Below are 20,828 nucleotides of genomic sequence, written 5' to 3'. Positions count from 1 at the left end.
CATCGTGACGGCGCTGGGGGCATGCAGAACGGGAACTTCACTGCGTGGAGTGCGGTCAGTCCTCCCTCGAAGGGGCGCCGAGGATCGCGTCCGTCAGGTCGGCCTGCCAGCCGCGGCCGTCGAGATCGTCGGCGCGGACCCCGAAGAACAGCCCGGTGAAGCGCAGACGGTCACCGTGGTCGTCTGACAGGGTCCAGGCCGGATGGACACCGGGGACCGCGACCCATCCGGCATCGTCGGCGACGGCGAACCGCAGATCCGGCCCGTCCAGGTCCGCGCGCATGCGGACGGGGCCGTCCGCCACCGCCACGGGAGCCGACCGCTGGGTCGTGGCACCGTCTCGGCGCACCACGCGGACGTGACGCCCGTGCTCCTCGTCCCATCCGAGCTGCAGCCAGATCCATCCCTGCCGGTCGTACCAGGCGATGAGGCCCGCGAGCTCACGAGTGGTCGTCGGATCGGCGTCGATCGTCACCTCGAATCTGGTGCGGTGCTCCTCGACCCTGGTCAGGATCATGGACTGCTCGAAGACGGATGCCGGGGAGTGCCCGCCGCGCAGCCGCAGCCATCCGGGGCGAGACGCGAGGTCGGCGCTGGCGGTGGCGAGCGGTGCCCGAAGCGTGGACCAGCGGCGGCTGTCGAGAGTCGGCCCGTCGAACCGCTCGGCGAACCCGCTCGCCACCGGGATCTGCCCCTCGTCGGGGACCTCGACGTGGACAGCCGCATGATGCCCGCCGTCGGCCAACCGCAGCCACCCGTCGTCATCGAAGACCACCCGCTGCAGGCACGTCTCCCTTCCCAGGGTGCTGTACCTCTCGCCGAGGTGCAGTGTCGGTCGGCTCGCGAGGTGCACGAGCATCCACTCTCCGTCGGTCCTCTGGACGAGTTCGCCGTGACCGGCCTTCTGCAGGGGGAGGCCCGGTGCGTCCCTGCTGGTGAGCATGAAGGGGCGCGGATCCCGCTCGTACGGTCCGCCGATGTGACGCGAGCGTGCCGAGGTGATGGCGTGATTCCACCCCGTGCCCCCGGCGGCGATCAGGAGGTGATACCAGTCGCCGATGCGGTACAGGTTGGGTCCCTCGACCAGGGTCTGCTCCTGGTGGATCACCGTCGCGGTGCCGGATGTGCGCTTCTCGTCGGGATGGTACTGCTCGAGGACCAGCCCACTGAACGACGGATGCTCCGGCCGCTGATCCCACTGCACCCCGACGATCCAGTGGGTGCCGTCGGGATCGTGGAAGAACGAGAAGTCGAAGCCGCGGGAACCGAGGTGCACGGGCTCGCTCCAGGGGCCATCGATGCTCGGAGACGTGACGAGGTAGTTGTCGATGTCCTTGTCGTCGCCGTCCATGGACCGGACGACCGAGTACGCGAGCCAGAAGAGCCCCTCCGCGTGTGTGAGGCTGGGCGCCCACACGCCGCCGGAGTCGGGGATCCCGAGAAGCTCGAACCCCTCGTCCAGGGCGTGACCGCGCACTGTCCATTCCACGAGGTCGGTGGAGTGATGGATCCGGACTGCAGGATGAAACTCGAAGGTGCTCGTCGCGATGAAGTAGTCGTCGCCGACGCGCAGGATCGACGGGTCCGGATTGAAGCCCCGAAGGATCGGGTTCGTGATCGTGGCCATCACACGACCCCCGGCACCCGCTCTACGCCGACGAACTCGTCGCCCGCGACATAACGGGCGACCTCGTCGACGACGTCGCGGCCCAGCCGGTGCAGCTCGTTGCCCGTCGCGCCCGCGATGTGCGGGGTCAGCGTCACGTTGGGCAGGTTCCACAGCTCGTCGTCGGGGTCGAGCGGTTCGGGTTCGGTGACGTCGAGGATCGCGTCGATCCGTCCGTCGCGCAGATGAGTGCGCAGTGCGTGGTGATCGATCAGCGAGCCTCGCGCGGTGTTGATCAGGACCGCGCCCTCGCGCATGAGGGCGAGCTCCCCGGCGCCGATCATGTGCGCCGTCTCGACAGTGGCCGGCGCATGCAGCGAGACGATGTCGGATGTCGACAGCAGCTCTTCGAGCGACACCTTGACGCCGCCGAGGGCTGCGATCTCCTCGGCAGAGGCATAGGGGTCGTAGACGAGCACGCGCAGATCGGTGGCGACGAGAAGCCTGGCCACGCGTGTGCCGATGCGGGATGCGCCGACGAGACCGACCGTGCGGCCGAAGTTACCGGTGTCGCTGAGATCGGCCTCGCGGTCGACGAAAGAACGGCCCTCGCGATACAGCATCTCCGCATAGCGTGCGCGCTTGCCCGCGAGGACGATCGTGGCCGCAGTGTATTCGGCGACCGCCTGAGCGTTGCCCTCTCCGGCGTTGGCGAACGCGATGCCACGTCGTGCGGCCTCGACCGTGTCGAGCACAGCACTCGCTGCGCCCCCTGCGAAGACCACGGCTCGCAGCGACGGCATCCGGTCCAGCACGTCACGGTCGACCTGTGGGCAGCCCCACCCCGCGAGGAGCACCTCGACGTCGGCGAGATGCTTGCGCGCCGAGTCGCTCTCGAATTCGGTGAGCACATCGGCCGAGACGTCGACGAGCTGCATCAGCCGCGTCCGGTGCGGTCCGAAGAGGTTCTCGGCGAGCGCCGGCGGGTTCATCGCGACGATCGCGCGGGGTCGGGCGTTCACTTCTTCAGCTCCTCGATGTTCCAGACATCGCGCCATAGCAGCTCCGCCTGTCCGTCCTTCAGGTTCAATGGCAGCCAGACCGGTGCCGACGACGACAGGTCGTCCCGGATCCAGCGATCGCCGACGTAGATGTGCCCGCCGTCGACAGGCAGCACGACGCTGACCTGTGAGTCGTGTGTACGACTGCCGGCGGGCGCGAAGTCCCGCCACGGCCCCCACGGACCGTCGAGTGCGCGCGCCGTGCAGTACTTGTTGTCGTTCAGGTCCCAACCGGTGAGGTCGGAGCCGAACAGCCAGTAGAGGCCGTCGTGCCGGACGAGCGCCGGAGACTCGTAGCCGAGCTCCGGGCGGTCCTGCTGGTGCAGCGTGGTGACGAGCGATTCGACACCGCAGTAGTCGGGCCGGAGACGGTAGATGTGCAGACCGTTCGCACGGTCCTCCGAGAGCAGATAGCCGACGCCGTCTTCCTGATAGACCCCGATGTCCCTGCTGAGATTGCCGAGTGGCCGCTCACTCCCGAGGTACACGTAAGGCCCCTCCGGCGCATCCGCGACCGCGTACCCGACGCGGGCGTCGGAGTAGTCTGCGCTGTCGACGTGCACGATCAGGACCCAGCGACCATCAGGGCGCTGAACCGCCTTCGGCCGCTCGACGATCCGGTCGGGACTCAGATCGCCTTCACCTGCGACAAGCGCATCGCCCAGGTACTCCCAGCTCGCGAGGTCGTGCGAACGGTAGCAGGCCACAGCGGTGAAGCGATCGCCGAAAGACTTGTCCTCACCCCAGGCGTACCAGGCGTCGGCGACCCGCTGGATGCCGACGCCATGAAGCTGGGCCGTCCGTCCGCGGTCGTCGAGGAACAGCTCGGCTGTGCGGATCGTGCCGCTCATGCCGAAACCTCCTCGACCCGGAGCGCGCGGGCCGCGATCCCCTGAAGCGTGTCGACGCGGAGCCCCTCGGGCGAGGGCGTGCAGGCCCACTCGTCCGCCGCAGCGGGGAACAGCGTCTCCGCTGCGCGCACTCCGGGGATCTCGATCGAGCGGGGTGCGTCGGCCCGATCCCAGACGAACAGCAGCGTCTCGCGCTCGCCTCGCAGACCGAGGCACACCACGTCGTCATCCCACGCAGGGAGTCCGAGCGGCCAGAAGGGCTCGGTACGCGAGAGACCGTCGCGCAGGCTCCGGTGCAGTGCGATGGCTTCCCGGACGAGTTCGAGCTGCGACAGCCGCAGCTCGCCGAGGAATCCCGACAGGTACAGTCGCCCACTGAGCCCGGTGACGAGCGTGAACGCTGTCTCGGCATCCGTCATGGAGGCCGACGGGTACGCCCAGTTGCCCGCCTGTTCAGGCAGGATCGATGCGGGCGCCGACGCCGCGATCGGCGGGTAGAACAGGTGGTCCTGCTGGTCGCTCGTGGACTGCAAGTGCGTGCGGCTCAGGAGCGCGTAGTCTGCGCGCATCGCGCCAGATGCGCAGTTCTCGATCAGGAGCTCGGGGTGCCGTGCCTGCACGCCGTCGAGCCAGTCGCCGACTGCGCGGATGTGTCCCAGCAAGCCGTCGCCCGCGGCGGTCGCATCGCGTTCAGTGCCGGCACCGGGGTTGATGTTGTGGTCGAGCTTCAGGTAGCCGATCCCGTAGTCGTGCACGAGGCGATCAACGGTCTCGTCGAGATGGCGGCGTGCAGCCGGATGCCGGAAATCGAGGTGATAGCGATCGTGCTCGCGCACCCGCTGACCGAATCGCTGGAAGAACGCCTCGTCGGGCAGTGCGGCGGCAGCCGGACTGCGCACGCCCACGACCTCCGGTTCGAGCCAGAGGCCGGAGCGCATGCCCTGGTCGTGGATGCGGTCGATGATTCCGCGCAGACCCGCGTCGTCGAACCGGTCCGGGGCTTCGACCCATTCGCCCACGGTGTCCCACCAGTCTCCGATGGCCGGGTCGGCGAACCAGCCGGCGTCGATGCAGAAGACCTCGGCTCCGGCATCCGCGGCGGCGCCGATCAGGGGACGCAGAGCCTCGGACGACGGCTGACCCATGAGCGTGTTCATGAAGTCGTTGTAGACGATCGGCAGGTCCGCGCCATCCGCGCGGCGGATCGCCCGACGGTGCCAGGTGAGCGCGGCGATCGCGGCGTCGAGGTCCTGCGCCGCCGCGAGGGCGACCGGGACGGTCGAGAACTCGTCGCCGTCGCGCAGGGTGTGTGCGAACTGGTGCTCGAGGTCGGTGGGACCGAGCAACGCGAGGGTCAGACCATCGAGCGCTTGGCTGAGATCGACGTGCCAGCCCGCTCCGCTCTCGATCTGCCAGGCGAGCGCCGTGCCGTCGCGGTGCACCAGGGCACCGACCGGCAGGTGCTCGCCCGTCGACCACGCGCCGTGACTGGTCAGGGTCGCGTGGCCACGACCGTTCTGGGCGTGAATGGGCAACGAGAGATCGGGCAGCTCATCGGAGAGCGGTCGGCGATGCCAGCGGTTCTCGGCGAGCCATTCGCTGCGCGCGGTCACAAGGTCGTAGCCCTCCCCTGCCGCAGACCCCGTGCCGACGCCCATCGACGCCGAGGTGACCGCGGTGATCACGACGGGTTCCGGTGACGTCCCGCGCAGCGTGTGCTGCACGCGGAGAGCACCTCCCGAGAGGGCGAGAACGCTCGACACCTCGATCCCCGTGGCGTCGTCACGCTGCACGAGAACGACGGAATCGGCTCCGGCATCCGCGCTCTGCAGGCGCAGCCGAACTCCGACCGCCGAACGCACGTATGCCTGGCTGGTGCGGGCGCGCTGCTCGACCGCCGTGAAGATCTCGACGAGCGGCACCGGGTGGCCGGGGTCGGCAGCCAGTGTCGCGGGCGCATCCGATGCCCACTCGATCGTGAACCCGCCGATGTGCGCGGTCATGCGTCCACCTTCTGTCGCGCTGTCTCGAAGCCGAGTGATCGGTTGCAGATCACGGCCGCCACTCCGGCGAGCGCCGGCGCCGACAACCAGGCGACTGCCCCGATCATTGGAAGGGTCGTCGCCGCCACGCCCAGTGCGCCGAGCAGCAACCAGACGAGAGCCAGATGCGGGCGCAGCATCACGATGCGAACGCTCGCTGCGGCGAAGGCGGCACCGCGCACGGGAGAGTCCGAGAGAGCCGCCCCGGCGACCACGACCGCGATGACGACGCCGGCCGCAGCGACCGCGCCGAGGAGCACACCCGCCCCGGCTCCGAGGAGGGCGACGTCGTAGCCGAGCACGAGAGCTGCGACGCTCACCGCGACGGCCGTCCCCCAGCGCACGCGCACGGCGTCCGCGAATCCCCGCCAGAAGGTGCGCACGACGTGGTGGTCGCCGTCGAGCAGCGCGGCCGACGCGCGCAGAAGGGCGTGCAGCGCCGGGGCCAGCGGCAGCAGCGCCGCGGCGCCGAGCACGAGGGAGAGATGCGTGGGCTGCCATCCGACCATGGCATGGAACACCAGGAGCGGGGCGAGGCACGCCACGAAACACAGTGAGACGAGGAAGTACCGGAAGGCACTGAGCAGCAGCGTCGCGATGACGCCGTCGTAGCCGAGCAGTCGGCCCAGGCGCGAGGTCGTGACGGAGGTCATCCCTTCACCGCCCCGACGGACATGCCCTTGATGAAATAGCGCTGGAAGGCGGCGAAGATCGCGACGGACGGGACGATCGCCAGAATCGCTCCCGTGTAGATCAGCTGCCACTGCGAGGTGAGCAGGCCCACCATGCGGTTGATCGCGACGTTGATCGTCCCGGCCGAGGAGGAGTCGAGGAAGACGAGGGGGATGAAGAAGTCGTTCCACAGTCCCAAGGACTGGATGATGACGAAGGCCGACGTCACCGGCAGGAGCATCGGGAAGACGATGAGCCAGAACGTGCGCAGACGCCCGGCGCCGTCGACATGCGCCGCCTCTTCGACCTCGATCGGGATGCCCTTGATGAAGCTGCAGTAGAGCAGGATGCCGAAGCTCGCCGCTCCGCCGAGGTGCACGAGGATGACCGAGAGCAGGGTGCTGTAGAGACCGACGTCGTCGAAGCCCTTCACGAGCGGGATCATGCGTACCTGGAACGGGATCATGAGCCCGGCGATGAAGAGCACGTAGAGGAACCGCGAGGTACGACCGCCCACGCGCTCGATGCCGTAAGCCGCCATGGGCACGATGATCACGAGCATGACGACGGTGCCGACCGTGATGATGAGGGTGTTCAGCACGGCCTCGAGGAAGTCGGTCTGCTGGAACAGCGCGACGTAGTTGTCGAATGCGAAGGTCGTCGGAAGGCCCATCGGGTCTTTGGTGATCTCCGCATAGGAGCGGAAGGAGTTCAACAGCGCGTAGATCACGGGCGAGGCCACGATCAGCACGAGGATGCTGAGCACGACCATCACCACGATCTCGCCGACGCTCCACTTCTTGCGCTCGCGACGGACGCGCGGGGCGCGGGGAATGCGGGCGATGCCTGCAGGGCGATCCTCCGGATCGTGCCGCATGGTGACCTGGGTCATCGTCTCGGTCATGCCTGGATCTCCCTCTTGCGCATATAGGCGTTCGCGGCGACGGTGCTCACGATCACGACGATGAAGAGCACGACGGCGGCCGCCGAGCCGAACCCGGCCCGGTACTCCCCGAAGCCGACCTTGTAGATGAAGAACGCCATCGTCTCGCTCACGAACCCGGGGCCGCCCGAGGTCAGCACGAGCACCTGGTCGAAGATGACCCATCCTGCGATCATCGCGAGCGTCATGTTGACGGTGACAGCGCCGGCGATCATGGGCCACGTCACGTTCCAGAAGACCTTGGCACCGCTCGCGCCGTCGATGCGCGCCGCCTCGATGAGTTCCTGCGGAACGGACTGGAGGTTCGCGAGATAGATCAGCGTGGTGTTGCCGCCCAGCGTGAAGCAGGTGATGAAGAGGATCACCCAGATCACGATGCTGCTGTCCCCGAGCCAGTCGCGGGCCCAATCGGGCAGGCCGAGGTCTCGGAGCACCGTGTTCACGGAGCCGAAGTTGTAGTTGAGGAGGTACTTCCAGATCGTCGCCATGATGAAGGCGCTCACCAGGGCCGGCAGGTAGACGGCCGTGCGGAAGAAGCCCTGCGCGTGGTTCAGCTTGTCGAGCATCAGCGCCACCGCCAGCGAGATCGCGTTGACGACGATCGCCGACCCCAGTCCGAGGATGAGGGTGTTGCGCACCGCGTTCCAGAAGCGCCCGCTGGCCACGATGTCCTGGTAGTTCTGCACACCGACGTAGTCGTAGCCGTCGCTGATGCCGTCCCAGTCGGTGAGGCTCAACTGCAGCGTCTGCAGCGAGGGGACGATGACCATCAGGAGGTAGATGATCAGCGCGGGGACGACGAATCCCAGCATCGCCAGCCGGCCTCTTCCGAATCGCGGCCGCGGTCGGACCTCGGTGTGTGCACTCATGTTGTCTCCTTGACGGGATGGGCCGAGTCGGCGCTCCGGATGACGACCGGGGCGCACCATGGCGCGCCCCGGTCTCATTCGGATCAGCCGGCAGCGGCGACCTGCGCGTCGAGCTCCGCCTGGACCTTCGCGATCGTCTCGTCGATCGTGGTCTGACCGTCCTGCATCTCGATGCGCGACTGACGGAAGAACGTGTTGACCGAGCTGAAGGTGCTCAGCGTCGGGGCGTTCTCGTACCAGACCAGATTCGGGTTGTCGAGCAGGGCGAAGAAGTCCTCGGCGCCGGGGATCGTGTCGTTGCGCGTCACCTCGTCGGACTTGAGGATGTTCGGCGAGATCCAGCCGTTCTCCTCCATGAGGTTCGCGGCGTCGACCGAGTAGAAGTAAGTGAGGAACTCGACAGCCGCAGCGTACTCGGCCTCGTCCTCCGCTGCCTGCGACGAGATCGCCAGGCCGCCCGCTGTGTCGCCGACGACGCTGTTCTTGAGGACGTTGATGTCGCCGTCCTCGTCGGGAATGATGAACAGGCCCGCGTCGAACTCCGGATCGACCTTGTTGATGTCCATGAGGCGGCCGAGACCGGCCGACGACGTCGCCATGACGGCCTGCTCGTTGACGAGCAGTGTCGTCGTCTGGGCGTCGGCGGTCGACTGCCATCCGTCGAGCACGTAGTCGTCCATGATCCGCTTGAGCTCCTCGAGCGGCGCCTTCAGATCAGCGACCGACGCGTCGCCTGCCGCGGCCGCGTTCCAGAACCCTCCCTCGTCGCTGTACTCGGCGAAGACGGGCGCAGCGAGCGGCTTCCACAGCTGATCGGACGGCCACACTTCGGCGGCAGCGGTCGCGAGCGGCACGTCGCCGTTGGCCTTGATGTCCTCGAGCAGGTCGATGAAGTCACCGTAGGTCTCAGGGACCTCGAGATCGTGCTCGGAGAAGTAGGTCTTGTTGTAAATGATGTTGATTCCGAGCTCGCCGTTGAGGGCACTGTATGGAACCGTGTAGACCTCGCCATCCTCGGCCGGTGCGAAGGCATCTGGTTCGAGCAGGTCGGTGACCTCAGCAGGGATGCCGGCCAGCTTGCCCGCGTTGACGTAAGTGAGGGTGTCGCGCATGTCGACGACGGCCGGCCAGTTGCCCGTGGCGTCCACGGTCTTCAGTGCAGTCGCGTAGTCCGAACCGGCGGGCAGCGGATCGAGCTTGACCTCGGTCGTGTCGCTCTGCTCGTTGAACGCCGTGACGACCTGGTCGACGACCGCGTTCCAGGTCTCGTCGCCGGTGGCGTAGAGGAACCGGATGCTCGTCTTCTCACCGCTCGCTCCCGATCCACCTCCGGCGTCGCCGCCAGAACAGCCCGCGAGGACGAGCGCCGCGCCGGCGACACCGGCCGTGGCGAGAAGGAGACGGCTTCGGGTCGCTCGCTTCGTTGCGTCGTGCATGTGATCTCCCTTGATTCGTGCCGGACTCGCGTCGGCTAGAGCGACGCTAGCCGACGGGATGACGTTTTCCAAGAGATTTTTGCAACTAGTTGCATTTTGGGGTGAAACTCGTCATGATTCTTCGAGGGGACGTTCGGCGCGCCCGGAAACCGGCCCGAGACGCGCTCGCTTCCGCGCCTTTCTCGGCAGCACCGTCGCGTCACTTCGGCGCGATGGTCCAGTCAGTCGGCGATCAGAGCATCGATCGCAAGCGCGATCGCCTGCAGATGCCCCGGCGCGTCGAAGGCGGCCCGATCATGCCCGAGAGCGTCGAACACCACCGACCGCGATCCCCGAGAGCACATCCACATCGCCGGTGCTCGCCCTCCCGCGTCGTCATCGAATTCGAGGATCACGTCGAGATCCTCGGCGAGCCGCAGATCGAGATAGCGCTCATCGACCGTATCGAAGGCGGATATCCCAGGCAGACGTGACGCCGCAGGTCCGAGGTGCACGCGCGTACGGGACTGCGGCGGATGCCAGCTCTGCCCGAGAACCCAGCGGCCACCAAGTGCTTCCTCCCACTCATCCGCATCCTGGAAGGCGTTAGCGCTCGCGTGGAAGGCGATGAGAGGCGAGCCCGCGAGGAGGTTCCTCAGCCCCGTATGCGCCCGCTCGCCACACGGCGAGGGCTCACCGTCGGTCGGCCTGCCGAGGTTCGCGAGGACGAGCGCCGGCAAGGCCTTCGCAGGATCGGCGTACTCCGCGAGAGCCTCATCGACGTCGGTCACGGTGCGGACATCGAAGCCTCGTTCCGCGAGCAGCTCGATGATCGGGGATGCCGTCTCGACGAAGGGATGCCAGGGATCGGCATAACGACCGACGCCCACCAACGCGAGTGCAGTAGGTCTGGGCACGGGTGACCTCCGGGAGTTCTCTTGCGCGGACCGCGCCATGTTCTCACGAGAGCTTAGGGCTGGTCCGCGATGTCCGTGGCCCGTGGCAGGGTCGCTCCATGGAGAAGCTGCGCCTGCGCCCGTGGTCGACCGATGACCTTGCGCTTCTGCGCGCGGCGAACTCGCCGGAGATGACCGCGCACCTCAACGGACCCGAGAATGAGCAGCAGCTCGTCGCGCGGCACGAGCGCTACCTGCGCCTGAACGCGTCGGATGACGCGCGGATGTTCGTCGTGATCGACGACGAAGGCCGGCCCCTCGGCTCGATCGGCTACTGGCCCGTCGAGTGGCGCGGCCGACCCGCGTGGGAGACCGGCTGGTTCGTTCTGCCTGACTCGCAAGGGCGCGGCATCGCATCACGCGCCCTGGCGCTGCTGATCGACGACGTGCGCGCTCACCCGACGGGGCGTCGACCGCTCGTGGCGTTCCCCGGCATCGACAATCCCGCATCGAACGGCGTGTGCCGCCGCAACGGTTTCACTCTCTGCGGCACGATCTCCGAGACGTTCCGCGGCGTCGAGCTGACGATCAACGAATGGGTGCTCGACCTCGAGCATCCGGACGATCAGGCCGCCGCCCCCTGAGCGGTCACTGCCCGAGGAAGACGGTGAGGATCACGATCATGATGACGGCGCTCGGCACCAGACCGAGGAGGGGCCATCGGTAGCCGTTCTGCTGGCGCGCCGCGATGACGACGCCGATGATCCCCAGCACGGCGCTGATCGCGCACGCGAGCAGCAGCAGCGGCACGATGACGATCATGTACCACCCGTACAGCGGATCGACCACGGTCGCCAACACGATCATGATCAGGAGAGGAAGAAGCCCGGCCGCCAGGATGACGAATGACACGACTCCCCAGCCCTTCGCCGCGTTCACCCGCGGCGGCGTCTCCCAGGGATCCCCTGCGCTATCCGTTCGGTGCGGTTCCATTCGTCCCCCTGCTCGGATCCCTCCCGACGCCGATGCGCGGCGGGCTCTTCCCGAGGAGTGTACCCGCGAGCAGAAGCAGTGCGACCCGCGGATCATCGCTCAGAGGGATTCCGATACCTCGCGCCGGATGCCTACGACGCAGACACGGTCTTCGCCTGCGGCGACTGGAGCGTCATCCCCACAGGCGACGGCTGGTACGGCTGGACCCCGAACTCCGCCGAGGAGCGGAGCGCGGCGCTCACCGGCTGACGGACAGCTCTCAGGGTGCCGCCCGCCTCATCCTGAGCACCGTGTCGATGACCTCCCGCACAGTGCCGTCCGGCAGGGTCGCGCTGCGCTCGACCTCGGCATTGGTCTCGACGCGCCACGCCGAATCGAGGTCGAGCGACGCCAGCACCTCGTCGGGCGTCGGCAGCGCCGGGCCTCCGGCCGCGTGCCGGTGCCCCGAGCCCGGCTCCTGCCCCGCGTCCATGGGCGCCTCGCCGTGCCCGACTACCAGCAGCGTGCCGCCCGGCGCGACGGCGGATGCCGCACGGCGCAGGATCTCCGCACGTGGGAACTCGAACGGCGCATGAAGGAACGCCGAGGTCACCAGGTCGTACTCGACATCCGGATGCCACGCGACGAGATCGGCCTGCACCCACCGGATGCGGTCGCTCACGCCACGGGCCGCAGCCTCCGCCGCACCGACGGCCAGCGCGGTCTGCGAGATGTCGACCGCGGTGACCGTCCACCCCCGCTCCGCGAGCCAGAGGGCGTCGCCGCCCTCACCACTGCCGAGCTCGAGCGCACGGCCGGGTGCCAGATCAGCCACCTCCCGCGCCACCGCTGGGTTCACCCGACCGCTCCACACGCGACCGTGATCGCTGCGGTAGCGGTCTTCCCAGAACTCCGCCGGGTCGGTCATGCCGAGACCTCCACAGCGTCCGACACTGAAGCATCCGACACCGCAGCACCCGGCGACGAAGCATCCGACACCGTCGCCGCAGCCGCCGCGACCTCCTCGGCGACCAGCTCGCCGTTGATCGCGAGCGCGGCCGCCGCGCCCGACCCCATCGCGAGCGGCACGAGAGCGGAGGGGATCGCCGAGTTCCCGACCGCCCACACACCGGGCACGCTCGTGCGGCCGACGGCATCCACAGCGGTCCACTCCCCCATCGGTCCCTCGATGCGGTCCACTCCGAGCTGGTGCAAGGTCTCGTCTCGCGCGACCAGCGTCGGCTCGGCGAAAACGACGTCGAGACCGACGACCTCGCCGCCATCGAGACGGATGCCGGTCAGACGGTCCTCCTCGGTCTCGACACCCACCACGGGACGATCCTCGAGCCGCATTCCCCGCCTCTCGAGCACGAGGCGCTCTTGCTCGGGCAGCGGTCCCGCGAGTCCGGTGAAGACGGTGATGTCGCTCGAGTACGAACGCAGCATGTGTGCCTTGTGCACACCCGCCGCCGTGCCCAGCAGCACCCCGATCGCCCGGCCCGACGCCTCGTAGCCGTCGCAGTACGGGCATCCGAAGACGCCTCGCCCCCACTGCTCGGCGAGCCCGGGCAGATCGGGCAGCTCATCGCGCGCACCCGTCGCGGCGATCAGGCGACGGCCGGTCGCCCGAGAACCGTCCTCGGTGACCACCTCGAAGACACCGTCGATCGCTCGAGCCTCGATCACCGTGGTCTCCACGATCACGCCGTCGACGGCCCGCACCTCGCGCCTGCCGTCGGCGACGAGGTCGAGCGGCGAGTACCCGTCACGGCTCAGCACGCCGTGCATGTGCGCGGCGAAGCGGTTGCGGGGCCGGTGCGCGTCGAGCACGAGCACCCGGCGACGCGCCCGCGCCAGGATGAGTGCGGCGCTGAGACCGGCGGCCCCACCGCCGAGAATGATGACGTCCCACAGCTCACTGTCGAGAGAAGAATGGCTCATGCACACAGCATCCGGCGGCGATACGATTGCAGCAAATATCCGTGCCGAATCGGCAAACTCGACGAGGAACGAGAACCGCGTGCCTGACGACTCCGTCGACTTCATCGGCCCTCGCCTCCGCAGCTGGCGGGAGAAGCGCAGCATGACGCTGGCCGACCTCTCGGCCGCGACGGGCATCTCCCCGAGCACGCTCTCGCGCCTCGAGGCCGGCAAGCGCGCACCGAATCTCGAACTCGTCGTGCCGATCGCGCGCGCCCTCAGGCTCGAACTCGACGACATCGTGCCACGCAAGGCGCCCGACCCCCGCGTCCGGCGCACCACGAGACGCACGGATGAGGCCTCGTACGAGACGCTCTCGCCGGAGTCGAGCCCCGTGCAGACGTACAAGGTCACCTTTCCCCCGAATCCCGCCGGTGCCGCCGCCGTTCCGCAGCTGAAGGTGCATGACGGACAGGAGTGGCTCTACGTGCTCTCGGGCCGCCTGCGCCTCGTGCTCGGCGAGCAGGACGTGACGCTGGGAGCCGGGGAGGCCGCGGAGTTCGACACCCGCATCCCGCACTGGCTCACCGCCGTGGGCACGCGGCCGACCGAATTCCTCTCGATCTTCAGCAAGGAGGGCAAGCGGATCCACCTGCGCGCCCGGCCGAAGTCGTCGCGACCGTGAACGGAAGACGCTTCGGCACGCTCAGCGACCCCGGGCGGCAGCTCAGCGGTCCGGCTACCGCACCATCCCGCTCCGTCTCGCCTCGGCGATGGCCGCCGTGCGCGAGGCGGCACCCAGCTTGGTGTAGATGTTCGCGAGGTGCGTCTTCACCGTCGACTCGCTCACGTGCAGGCGCTGGGCGAGCTCCCTGTTGCTGAGCCCGGCCGCGGCGAGCTCCAGCACGGCGAGCTCACGAGCCGTCAGCGTCCGCTGCGGCGAGCGCATCCGCTCGATGAGTCGGGAGGCGATGGCGGGGGCCAGCGCGCTCTCCCCGTGGGCCGCGGCATGGATCGCCGCGAGCAGGTCGTCGAGCGGAGCATCCTTCAGCAGATACCCGTTCGCCCCGGCCTCGATGGCCGCGAGGATGTCGGAGTCGGTGTCGTAGTTCGTCAGCACCAGCACCGCCGGGGGCGGGACCAGAGCGCGCACCGCACGGGTGGCGTCGACTCCGGCGCTGCGCCCCTGGAACTGTAGGTCCATGAGCACGACGTCCACCGCATGCTCGGCGGCCAGATCGGCCGCGGCCTCGGCCTGCTCGATGTCGGCGACCACCTCGATCTCGGCATCCGCTGCCAGCAGCGCACGCAGGCCGGCCCGCACGATCGCATGGTCGTCGACGATCAGGACGCGGATGCTCATGCAGCGCGCCTCTCGTCGGGAACCTCGACCGTGAGCAGAGTGCCCTTGCCGGGTGCACCGGCGATGTGCATCCGTCCGCCGAGCTGCTCGACGCGCTCGCGGGTGGCGCGGATGCCGAAACCGCCGCGCCGGGCCTCCGAGCCGTTCTCGACCGCGGCAGGATCCATGCCCGCGCCGTCGTCCCCGATGACCATCCGGACGGTGCCCTCGTCGCGCGTGATCTCGATCCACGCCCGCGAGGCGCGGGCGTGCTGCAGGACGTTGGCCATGCCGCCCTGCGCGATCCGCAGCAGCGCGGTCTGCAGGGTCATCGACAGGTCGAGCGATTCCGCCACCCGCACATCGACCTGCAGCCCCGGTGCTCGCCAGGCGTTCGCGGCGAGGCGACGCAGCGCCCCGCCCAGGGTGTGCTCGTCCAGCAGCGGCGGGGCGAGTGCGCCGATCAGCGCTCGCGTCTCGGCCAGCGTCTCGCTCGCGGTCTGCCGCGCCAGCCGCACGGTGTCACCGGTATCGGCCTCGCGCTCCGCCGCGGTCAGCAGCATCACGATGCTCGAGAGGTTCTGCGCCACGGTGTCGTGCAGGTCGCGTGCCACCCGCGCGCGCTCCTCGGCCGCCCCGGCATCCCGCTCCGCCGCCGCCAGACGCTGCTGGGTTCCCGAAAGCTCGGTGTAGAGCCTCTCGTGCTCGGCGGCCTCCTCCCGCAGGGCGTTGTACGCCTTGCCCAGCAGGGTCGCCACGGCCGCGCCGATCAGAGGGCCGATGACGCCGCCGATCGACCACCCCGAGACCAGTCCGAGCGCGATGACCGCCCAGGCGGCGCTGAGCCACACGGCGAGCGCGCCGAACGGCGGGCGCAGCAGCTCGAGCTGGAGGAAGAAGATCGGGAAGACGAGGTAGGCGGCGTGCGGGCTGAGCCAGACGAGCACCGCCCATTCCGCGGTGAGGAGCAGCACCCAGATCCATCGCCACGACGGATGCAGCCGCACAGCGACGGCACCGTGCACGAGCATCGCCGCAAGGTAGGTGATGGCTACGGCCGCCGACAGGCAGATCACCAGCGCAGCATCCGCCGCTCCGGACACCACCGACATCGCGACCGCGAAGACGAGCAGCGCGAGGAAGACGAACTGCAGGCCGATGCGCATGCCGACGACGATCCGGTTCACGGGCGGGTGGGCGTCGGGCATCACCCCCTCACGCTAGACCTCGCGCCTGGCCGCCGGCATCCCCCGAAAGGACGAGAAAGGTCTCGCCCCAAGGGCTCGTGAGGACCGATCCATCCGCCGATGCCGGCGACGGCGTACGCGGCGAGAGTGGAGGCATCGATCGGAAGGAACACTCATGTTCGTCGCCTGGCGCGATCTGCGCTTCGCTCGAGGGCGGTTCGCCCTCATCACCGTCGTCGTCGTGCTCGTCAGCGTGCTCGTCGGCTTCCTCTCCGGCCTCACCGGCGGGCTCGCCTGGCAGAACGTGTCGGGCGTGCTGGCTCTGCCCGCGGATCGGATCGTCCTCGCTCCCTCCGCACCGGATGCCGCACCGACGCTGTCGGACTCGACCCTCACGCCCGAGCAGATCGACGCGTGGACCGCGGCCGCGGGCACCGATGCGGTGACGCCGATCGGTATCAGCCAGGTGCGCGCGCAGAGCACGGATCACCGCGAGGGAGTGACGCTGTTCGGCGGAGTCGCCGCGTCCGGCGCACCGACCTCCGACGGCGAGGTGGTGCTCTCGCAGGGCGCAGCGACCGCGCTGCAGGCGAGCGCCGGAGACACCGTCACGCTGGTGGGCGAGGACTACACGGTCGAGCGCGTGGCAGGCGACGACTGGTACAGCCACACCCCGGTGATCCACACGACGCTCGCCGATTGGCAGGCGGTGAGCACGCGGATGGGCGCGGCGGATGCGGCAGCGACGGCCCTGCTCGTCACCGGCTCCTCCGACAGCGCCGCGCTGGACGCCGAGGCCGGCACCGTCACGGCATCCCCACTGTCCGCCCTCATGAACCTGCCGTCGTTCCGCTCCGAGATCGGCTCGCTGCTGCTGATCGTCGGCCTGCTGTTCGGCATCTCCGCACTCGTGATCGGCGCGTTCTTCACGGTGTGGTCGATGCAGCGGCGCGGCGACGTCGCGATCCTCAAGGCGCTGGGAGCCACGAACCGCTCCGTCCGCGTCGACGCCCTGGGACAGGCCCTGGTTGTGCTGGTGATCGGCACGGGTCTCGGCCTCGCGATCGTCACCGCCGCCGGGCTCGCGTTGCAGGGACGGATGCCGTTCATCCTCAGTCCGCTCACCACCCTGCTGCCCGCCGCGCTGATGATCGTCGTCGGGCTCGCCGGAGCGATGTTCTCGCTCCGCGCCGTCACCACCGCAGACCCCCTCACCGCCCTCGGGAGCAACCGATGATCACGCTCGACTCCGTCACCCTCACGTTCCCCGACGGCGGCAGCCGCATCCGCGCCGTCGACGATGTCAGCCTCACCGTCCGCCCCGGCACGATCACCGGTCTCACCGGTCCGTCAGGATCCGGCAAGTCGAGCCTGCTGGCGGTCGCGGCCACGCTGATCCGCCCCGACAGCGGCACGGTGATCATCGACGACATCGACACCGCCGCGCTCGATCTCGCCGGAGCCGCCCGACTGCGCCGCGAGCGGATCGGGCTGATCTTCCAGCAGTCCAACCTGCTGCCCTCGCTCACCGCCCGCGAGCAGCTCACCGTGATGAACGAACTCGGTGGCCGCCGCGGCGCGAAGGCCGCGGCGAATGCTCGGGCGGACGAGCTGCTGGAGCGCGTCGGCCTGGCCGAGCACGGCCACAAGCGCCCCCACCAGCTCTCCGGAGGTCAGCGTCAGCGCGTCAACATCGCCCGCGCGCTGACCAACGAGCCGAGCGTACTCATCGTCGACGAGCCCACCAGTGCCCTCGACAGCGAGCGCAGTCAGCAGATCATGCAGCTGCTCGTGGAGCTCACGACGGGCAGCTCCATCGCGACCCTGCTGGTGACGCACGACCTCTCGCTCACCCCGCACCTGCACGATCTGCGGCACATGATGGACGGACGTCTCGTCGACGCATAGAAGCACACCCGATCTCCTCCCATCCGATTCCGCGTCGGCTCCGAACAGACCACAGGGGCGACATCCGCGCGCCCGAGAGGAGCCTCAGATGATCGAATCGACGACCCCGCCGCTCGCCTCGCTCGACGGGCATCGCAACGTCACCGACCTGCTCGTCGCCCGCGCGGATGCGGCACCGGATCACATCGCCTTCGAGGTCGCGACGGATGCCGGCGCGTGGCGTCCCGTCACCACCCGCGCCTTCTCCGACGAGGTGCGCGCGCTCGCGAAGGGCTTCATCGCCCACGGCATCCGCCCCGGGGATCCGATCGCGATCATGGCCCCGACGCGCTACGAATGGGCGGTGGCGGATCTCGCCGCGTGGTTCGCCGGAGCCGTCGTCGTCCCGATCTACGAGACGTCCTCCCCCACCCAGGTGTGCGCGATCGTCGCCGACGCCGGCGTGCGCCTCGCGATCGGCGGCACCTCCGCACACACCGAGGTCCTGCAGGCGGCGCTCGCGCATGCCGGGCACGTCACACTCGGTGCGTGGACGATGGATGCCGGAGCGTCCGCGGCCTCCGCATCCGGAACGCTGGACGATCTCGTCGAGAGCGGCGTCGGCGTCTCGGACGACGACCTCGAGACCCGCCGCACGTCCGCCGGCCAGCAGGACCCCGCGACCATCGTGTACACCTCCGGCACCACGGGCGAGCCCAAAGGCGTCGTGCTCACGCATCGGAACTTCCTCGGACAGGTGCTGAACATCGCGGCCGCCTACCGCGAGATCGTCACCGACACGGGCAACACCGTCATCTTCCTGCCGCTCGCCCACGTGCTCGCCCGCGGCTTGCAGCTCATCTGTCTGGCCAGCGGCATGCGCATCGCGCACCTCGCGGACCCCACCACCGTCGTCGCCACTCTCGACACCCTGCGCCCGACGTTCCTCGTCGTCGTGCCGCGCGTGCTGCAGAAGATCGAGGCCGCCGCGGCGGCCAAGGCGGCGGACAAGGGGCTCGCACGCGTCTGGGATCGCGCCCGGTCGACGGCCGTCGCCTGGGGTCGCCGAGCCGAGCGGATGGACGCCGGTCGACGCATCCCCCGCGATCTCGGCCTCCGGCTGCGTCACCGCCTGTTCGACGCGCTCTTCTTCCGGCGACTGCGCGCGGTGATGGGCGGGCGGGTCGGATACATCCTGTCGGGCGGCGCGGCGCTGGATGCCGAGCTCTCGCTGTTCTTCCGTGGCATCGGCGTTCCCGTCATCGAGGGCTACGGTCTCACCGAGACGACCGCGCCGCTCACCGGCAACCTCCCTGGACGCATCGCCTCCGGCACCGTCGGCTCTCCGCTGCCCGGGCTGACGGTGCGGATCAGCGACGAGGGTGAGGTGCTGGCGCGCGGCGTCGGCGTGTTCGACGGCTACCGCGATCCGGCCCACGACGCGGATGCCTTCGTCGACGGTTTCTTCCGCACCGGCGATCTCGGACGCCTCGACGAGCAGGGCCGCCTGATCCTGGAGGGCAGGCTGAAAGACGTGATCGTCACCTCGAACGGCAAGACGATCGTGCCGACGCGCTGGGAGAGCGCGGTCGAGTCCGACCCGCTCGTGTCGCACGCTGTGATGGCAGGCGAGGGCAAGCCGTACCTCTCGGCCCTGCTCGTGCTCGATGCAGAGCAGACTCTCGCCTGGGCGGATGCCGCGGGCATCTCCTTCTCTGCGACGGCGGAGTCCGGCATCCGATCCGTCGACGATCCCGCCCTGCGCGCTCGTCTGCAGCAGAGCGTCGACGCCGCCAACGCGCTCGTCGCGCGCAGCGAGCAGGTGCGCCGGTTCAGCGTCGTCCTCGCCGACCTCGACGACCGCACGCTCGTCACCCCGACCCTGAAGCTCAAGCGGAGCGTCGTGCTGGATCGCGCGGCCGCCACCGTCGAGGACCTCTACCTCTGAGCATCCGCTCCCGCTGACGCCATCCCCTCGCACACCCCCTCTGAAAATCGGAGCTCCCATGTCCTCCCCGACACCCGACACCCGCTCGTCCCGTACGTCTCTCATCGCGATCACGGCCGCTCTCATCATCGGAGCCCTTGTCGCCCTCGCGGGCAGCCAGGGCGGTGCGACGCTCGCCGGCGTCCCGCTCTTCGCCCTCGCCGTCGGCGCGGCGTTCGCGATCCAGGTGTTCGCCTTCATCCCGGCGGCGCTGCTGCGCAGCGAGCGGTTCTTCGATCTCACCGGCAGCCTCACGTTCGCGGCGATCTCCGCGGCGCTCGTGCTGCTGACCCCGCAGCCCGACATCCGCAGCTGGATCCTCGCCGCGATGGTCGTGCTATGGGCCGTCCGCCTCGGATCCTTCCTCGCGCTGCGGGTGCGCAGGGCCGGGTCGGATGGTCGCTTCGACGAGATCAAGAAGTCCCCGCTGCGCTTCCTGCAGGTGTGGGTGATCCAGGGCGCGTGGGTGTCGCTGACGGCTGCCGCCGCGTGGATCGCGATCAGCACGGATGCCGCCGGGCGTGAGCCGTTCGGCTGGCTCGGCGTGGTCGGGGTCATGGTGTGGGCAGCGGGCATGGTGATCGAGATCGTCGCCGACGCGCAGAAGTCCGCCTTCCGCGCGGACCCTGGCAATCGTGACGAGTTCATCCGCACCGGCCTGTGGTCGAGGTCGCGCCACCCCAACTACTTCGGCGAGATCGTGATCTGGCTGGGCGTCTTCCTCACCGCGGCGCCCGTGCTGGTCGGATGGCAGTGGGTCGCTCTGCTGTCGCCGCTGCTCGTAATCCTGCTGCTCACGCGGGTGAGCGGCATCCCCCTGCTCGAGGCCCGCGCCGAGAAGAAATGGGGCGACCGCGCCGACTACGTCGAGTACCGCGAGAGCACGCCGGTGCTGATTCCTCGGCTCGGACGGGCGGGGGAGCGCGTCGGCTGAGTCGCACCGGCTGACGACCGCTTCTGCGAGACAGGCCGCTCCGCGCGAGACCGTCACTTCCGCGCGAGACCGTCACCTCCGCGCGAGACCGACGTCCCGTCATGAGACCGACGCGCAGTGGGGTGACCCGGTTTTGGTGGAGTCTTGTTCTCGGGTGATTTTGATGAACGAACGAGATAGGCCGCGGGCGCGGCGTGCGGGTGAGCACTATTCGATGGAAGAGCGTTCCGCGGCAGTCAAGCTT

21 protein-coding genes are annotated in these 20,828 nt (G+C 69.0%); 7 read left to right on the top strand and 14 right to left on the bottom strand.

Annotated elements, in window-relative coordinates; all coding sequences use genetic code 11:
* Positions 1 to 55: 55 nt before the first annotated feature.
* The 9 genes from ACI3KS_RS16980 to ACI3KS_RS16940 form a co-directional block, all read right to left on the bottom strand.
* Entirely contained in the window at positions 56 to 1,627 is a 1,572-nt protein-coding gene (locus ACI3KS_RS16980; RefSeq protein WP_404919715.1) for a family 43 glycosylhydrolase, read from the bottom strand.
* The gene (locus ACI3KS_RS16975) at positions 1,627 to 2,628 is read right to left on the bottom strand and encodes a hydroxyacid dehydrogenase (RefSeq protein ID WP_404919714.1); all 1,002 of its coding nucleotides are present in this window, start codon (positions 2,626 to 2,628) and stop codon (positions 1,627 to 1,629) included. Before ACI3KS_RS16975 ends, ACI3KS_RS16980 begins: the two co-directional genes overlap by 1 nt.
* Positions 2,625 to 3,518: a family 43 glycosylhydrolase gene (locus tag ACI3KS_RS16970; RefSeq protein ID WP_404919713.1), complete on the bottom strand. Its 894-nt coding sequence runs from the start codon at positions 3,516 to 3,518 to the stop codon at positions 2,625 to 2,627. The genes ACI3KS_RS16975 and ACI3KS_RS16970 overlap by 4 nt, the downstream gene beginning before the upstream one ends.
* Positions 3,515 to 5,521: a glycoside hydrolase family 36 protein gene (locus tag ACI3KS_RS16965; RefSeq protein WP_404919712.1), complete on the bottom strand. Its 2,007-nt coding sequence runs from the start codon at positions 5,519 to 5,521 to the stop codon at positions 3,515 to 3,517. The genes ACI3KS_RS16970 and ACI3KS_RS16965 overlap by 4 nt, the downstream gene beginning before the upstream one ends.
* On the bottom strand, positions 5,518 to 6,213 hold the full coding sequence (locus ACI3KS_RS16960) for a hypothetical protein (RefSeq protein ID WP_404919711.1): 696 nt from the start codon (positions 6,211 to 6,213) through the stop codon (positions 5,518 to 5,520). Before ACI3KS_RS16960 ends, ACI3KS_RS16965 begins: the two co-directional genes overlap by 4 nt.
* On the bottom strand, positions 6,210 to 7,136 hold the full coding sequence (locus ACI3KS_RS16955; protein ID WP_404919710.1) for a carbohydrate ABC transporter permease: 927 nt from the start codon (positions 7,134 to 7,136) through the stop codon (positions 6,210 to 6,212). The genes ACI3KS_RS16960 and ACI3KS_RS16955 overlap by 4 nt, the downstream gene beginning before the upstream one ends.
* Positions 7,133 to 8,044, bottom strand: a complete 912-nt coding sequence (locus tag ACI3KS_RS16950) for a carbohydrate ABC transporter permease (protein ID WP_404919709.1) — start codon at positions 8,042 to 8,044, stop codon at positions 7,133 to 7,135. The genes ACI3KS_RS16955 and ACI3KS_RS16950 overlap by 4 nt, the downstream gene beginning before the upstream one ends.
* A gap of 83 nt (positions 8,045 to 8,127) precedes the next feature.
* Positions 8,128 to 9,480, bottom strand: coding sequence for an ABC transporter substrate-binding protein (locus ACI3KS_RS16945; RefSeq protein WP_404919708.1), 1,353 nt, complete (start codon positions 9,478 to 9,480; stop codon positions 8,128 to 8,130).
* Between the two features lie 221 nt (positions 9,481 to 9,701).
* Complete coding sequence (locus tag ACI3KS_RS16940) at positions 9,702 to 10,376, bottom strand: ThuA domain-containing protein (protein ID WP_404919707.1); 675 nt, start codon at positions 10,374 to 10,376, stop codon at positions 9,702 to 9,704.
* A gap of 98 nt (positions 10,377 to 10,474) precedes the next feature.
* On the opposite strand from ACI3KS_RS16940, the gene ACI3KS_RS16935 reads away from it, so the two are divergent.
* Positions 10,475 to 10,999 (top strand): GNAT family N-acetyltransferase, encoded by a 525-nt coding sequence (locus ACI3KS_RS16935; RefSeq protein ID WP_404919706.1) that lies wholly within the window; start codon positions 10,475 to 10,477, stop codon positions 10,997 to 10,999.
* Between the two features lie 4 nt (positions 11,000 to 11,003).
* On the opposite strand, the gene ACI3KS_RS16930 is transcribed toward ACI3KS_RS16935, so the two are convergent.
* Positions 11,004 to 11,348 (bottom strand): hypothetical protein, encoded by a 345-nt coding sequence (locus ACI3KS_RS16930; protein WP_404919705.1) that lies wholly within the window; start codon positions 11,346 to 11,348, stop codon positions 11,004 to 11,006.
* A 78-nt stretch (positions 11,349 to 11,426) separates the two neighbouring features.
* Between ACI3KS_RS16930 and ACI3KS_RS16925 the strand changes: the two genes are divergently transcribed.
* The gene (locus ACI3KS_RS16925; RefSeq protein WP_404919704.1) at positions 11,427 to 11,597 is read left to right on the top strand and encodes a hypothetical protein; all 171 of its coding nucleotides are present in this window, start codon (positions 11,427 to 11,429) and stop codon (positions 11,595 to 11,597) included.
* A gap of 10 nt (positions 11,598 to 11,607) precedes the next feature.
* Here ACI3KS_RS16925 and ACI3KS_RS16920 read toward each other — a convergent pair whose 3' ends face one another.
* Both ACI3KS_RS16920 and ACI3KS_RS16915 read right to left on the bottom strand, forming a co-directional pair.
* The gene (locus ACI3KS_RS16920) at positions 11,608 to 12,255 is read right to left on the bottom strand and encodes an SAM-dependent methyltransferase (RefSeq protein WP_404919703.1); all 648 of its coding nucleotides are present in this window, start codon (positions 12,253 to 12,255) and stop codon (positions 11,608 to 11,610) included.
* On the bottom strand, positions 12,252 to 13,268 hold the full coding sequence (locus tag ACI3KS_RS16915; protein WP_404919702.1) for an NAD(P)/FAD-dependent oxidoreductase: 1,017 nt from the start codon (positions 13,266 to 13,268) through the stop codon (positions 12,252 to 12,254). Before ACI3KS_RS16915 ends, ACI3KS_RS16920 begins: the two co-directional genes overlap by 4 nt.
* A 79-nt stretch (positions 13,269 to 13,347) precedes the next feature.
* Between ACI3KS_RS16915 and ACI3KS_RS16910 the strand changes: the two genes are divergently transcribed.
* The gene (locus ACI3KS_RS16910; protein ID WP_404919701.1) at positions 13,348 to 13,932 is read left to right on the top strand and encodes a helix-turn-helix domain-containing protein; all 585 of its coding nucleotides are present in this window, start codon (positions 13,348 to 13,350) and stop codon (positions 13,930 to 13,932) included.
* Positions 13,933 to 13,986: 54 nt separating this feature from the next.
* Here the strand turns inward: ACI3KS_RS16910 and ACI3KS_RS16905 are convergent, their stop codons facing one another.
* On the bottom strand, positions 13,987 to 14,610 hold the full coding sequence (locus ACI3KS_RS16905) for a response regulator (RefSeq protein ID WP_404919700.1): 624 nt from the start codon (positions 14,608 to 14,610) through the stop codon (positions 13,987 to 13,989).
* Positions 14,607 to 15,797, bottom strand: a complete 1,191-nt coding sequence (locus ACI3KS_RS16900; RefSeq protein ID WP_404919699.1) for a sensor histidine kinase — start codon at positions 15,795 to 15,797, stop codon at positions 14,607 to 14,609. The genes ACI3KS_RS16905 and ACI3KS_RS16900 overlap by 4 nt, the downstream gene beginning before the upstream one ends.
* Positions 15,798 to 15,951: 154 nt before the next feature.
* On the opposite strand from ACI3KS_RS16900, the gene ACI3KS_RS16895 reads away from it, so the two are divergent.
* The 4 genes from ACI3KS_RS16895 (at position 15,952) to ACI3KS_RS16880 (ending at position 20,584) form a co-directional block, all read left to right on the top strand.
* A complete protein-coding gene (locus ACI3KS_RS16895; protein ID WP_404919698.1) occupies positions 15,952 to 17,013 on the top strand; it encodes an ABC transporter permease in 1,062 nt (353 codons plus the stop codon).
* Positions 17,010 to 17,684: an ABC transporter ATP-binding protein gene (locus ACI3KS_RS16890; protein WP_404919697.1), complete on the top strand. Its 675-nt coding sequence runs from the start codon at positions 17,010 to 17,012 to the stop codon at positions 17,682 to 17,684. The genes ACI3KS_RS16895 and ACI3KS_RS16890 overlap by 4 nt, the downstream gene beginning before the upstream one ends.
* A gap of 88 nt (positions 17,685 to 17,772) precedes the next feature.
* Positions 17,773 to 19,611 carry an AMP-dependent synthetase/ligase gene (locus tag ACI3KS_RS16885; RefSeq protein WP_404919696.1) on the top strand — a complete coding sequence of 613 codons (1,839 nt, stop codon included), beginning with the start codon at positions 17,773 to 17,775 and terminating at the stop codon, positions 19,609 to 19,611.
* Positions 19,612 to 19,669: 58 nt separating this feature from the next.
* The gene (locus ACI3KS_RS16880) at positions 19,670 to 20,584 is read left to right on the top strand and encodes a DUF1295 domain-containing protein (RefSeq protein WP_404919695.1); all 915 of its coding nucleotides are present in this window, start codon (positions 19,670 to 19,672) and stop codon (positions 20,582 to 20,584) included.
* The last annotated feature ends 244 nt before the right edge of the window (positions 20,585 to 20,828 follow it).

The organism is Microbacterium sp. ZW T5_45 (assembly GCF_044987415.1).
Classification (GTDB): Bacteria; Actinomycetota; Actinomycetes; order Actinomycetales; family Microbacteriaceae; genus Microbacterium.
The sequence above is the reverse complement of the archived record's forward strand: the minus strand, read 5'-3'. Positions and strand labels throughout refer to the sequence as shown.

What these genes read in the sequence shown, in the direction of transcription:
- ACI3KS_RS16980 (WP_404919715.1), bottom strand. Translation starts at nt 1,627, where the DNA reads ATGGCCACGATCACGAACCCGATCCTTCGGGGCTTCAATCCGGACCCG.
- ACI3KS_RS16970 (WP_404919713.1), bottom strand. Translation starts at nt 3,518, where the DNA reads ATGAGCGGCACGATCCGCACAGCCGAGCTGTTCCTCGACGACCGCGGA.
- ACI3KS_RS16965 (WP_404919712.1), bottom strand. Translation starts at nt 5,521, where the DNA reads ATGACCGCGCACATCGGCGGGTTCACGATCGAGTGGGCATCGGATGCG.
- ACI3KS_RS16960 (WP_404919711.1), bottom strand. Translation starts at nt 6,213, where the DNA reads ATGACCTCCGTCACGACCTCGCGCCTGGGCCGACTGCTCGGCTACGAC.
- ACI3KS_RS16955 (WP_404919710.1), bottom strand. Translation starts at nt 7,136, where the DNA reads ATGACCGAGACGATGACCCAGGTCACCATGCGGCACGATCCGGAGGAT.
- ACI3KS_RS16950 (WP_404919709.1), bottom strand. Translation starts at nt 8,044, where the DNA reads ATGAGTGCACACACCGAGGTCCGACCGCGGCCGCGATTCGGAAGAGGC.
- ACI3KS_RS16945 (WP_404919708.1), bottom strand. Translation starts at nt 9,480, where the DNA reads ATGCACGACGCAACGAAGCGAGCGACCCGAAGCCGTCTCCTTCTCGCC.
- ACI3KS_RS16935 (WP_404919706.1), top strand. Translation starts at nt 10,475, where the DNA reads ATGGAGAAGCTGCGCCTGCGCCCGTGGTCGACCGATGACCTTGCGCTT.
- ACI3KS_RS16930 (WP_404919705.1), bottom strand. Translation starts at nt 11,348, where the DNA reads ATGGAACCGCACCGAACGGATAGCGCAGGGGATCCCTGGGAGACGCCG.
- ACI3KS_RS16920 (WP_404919703.1), bottom strand. Translation starts at nt 12,255, where the DNA reads ATGACCGACCCGGCGGAGTTCTGGGAAGACCGCTACCGCAGCGATCAC.
- ACI3KS_RS16915 (WP_404919702.1), bottom strand. Translation starts at nt 13,268, where the DNA reads ATGAGCCATTCTTCTCTCGACAGTGAGCTGTGGGACGTCATCATTCTC.
- ACI3KS_RS16905 (WP_404919700.1), bottom strand. Translation starts at nt 14,610, where the DNA reads ATGAGCATCCGCGTCCTGATCGTCGACGACCATGCGATCGTGCGGGCC.
- ACI3KS_RS16900 (WP_404919699.1), bottom strand. Translation starts at nt 15,797, where the DNA reads ATGCCCGACGCCCACCCGCCCGTGAACCGGATCGTCGTCGGCATGCGC.
- ACI3KS_RS16895 (WP_404919698.1), top strand. Translation starts at nt 15,952, where the DNA reads ATGTTCGTCGCCTGGCGCGATCTGCGCTTCGCTCGAGGGCGGTTCGCC.
- ACI3KS_RS16890 (WP_404919697.1), top strand. Translation starts at nt 17,010, where the DNA reads ATGATCACGCTCGACTCCGTCACCCTCACGTTCCCCGACGGCGGCAGC.
- ACI3KS_RS16885 (WP_404919696.1), top strand. Translation starts at nt 17,773, where the DNA reads ATGATCGAATCGACGACCCCGCCGCTCGCCTCGCTCGACGGGCATCGC.
- ACI3KS_RS16880 (WP_404919695.1), top strand. Translation starts at nt 19,670, where the DNA reads ATGTCCTCCCCGACACCCGACACCCGCTCGTCCCGTACGTCTCTCATC.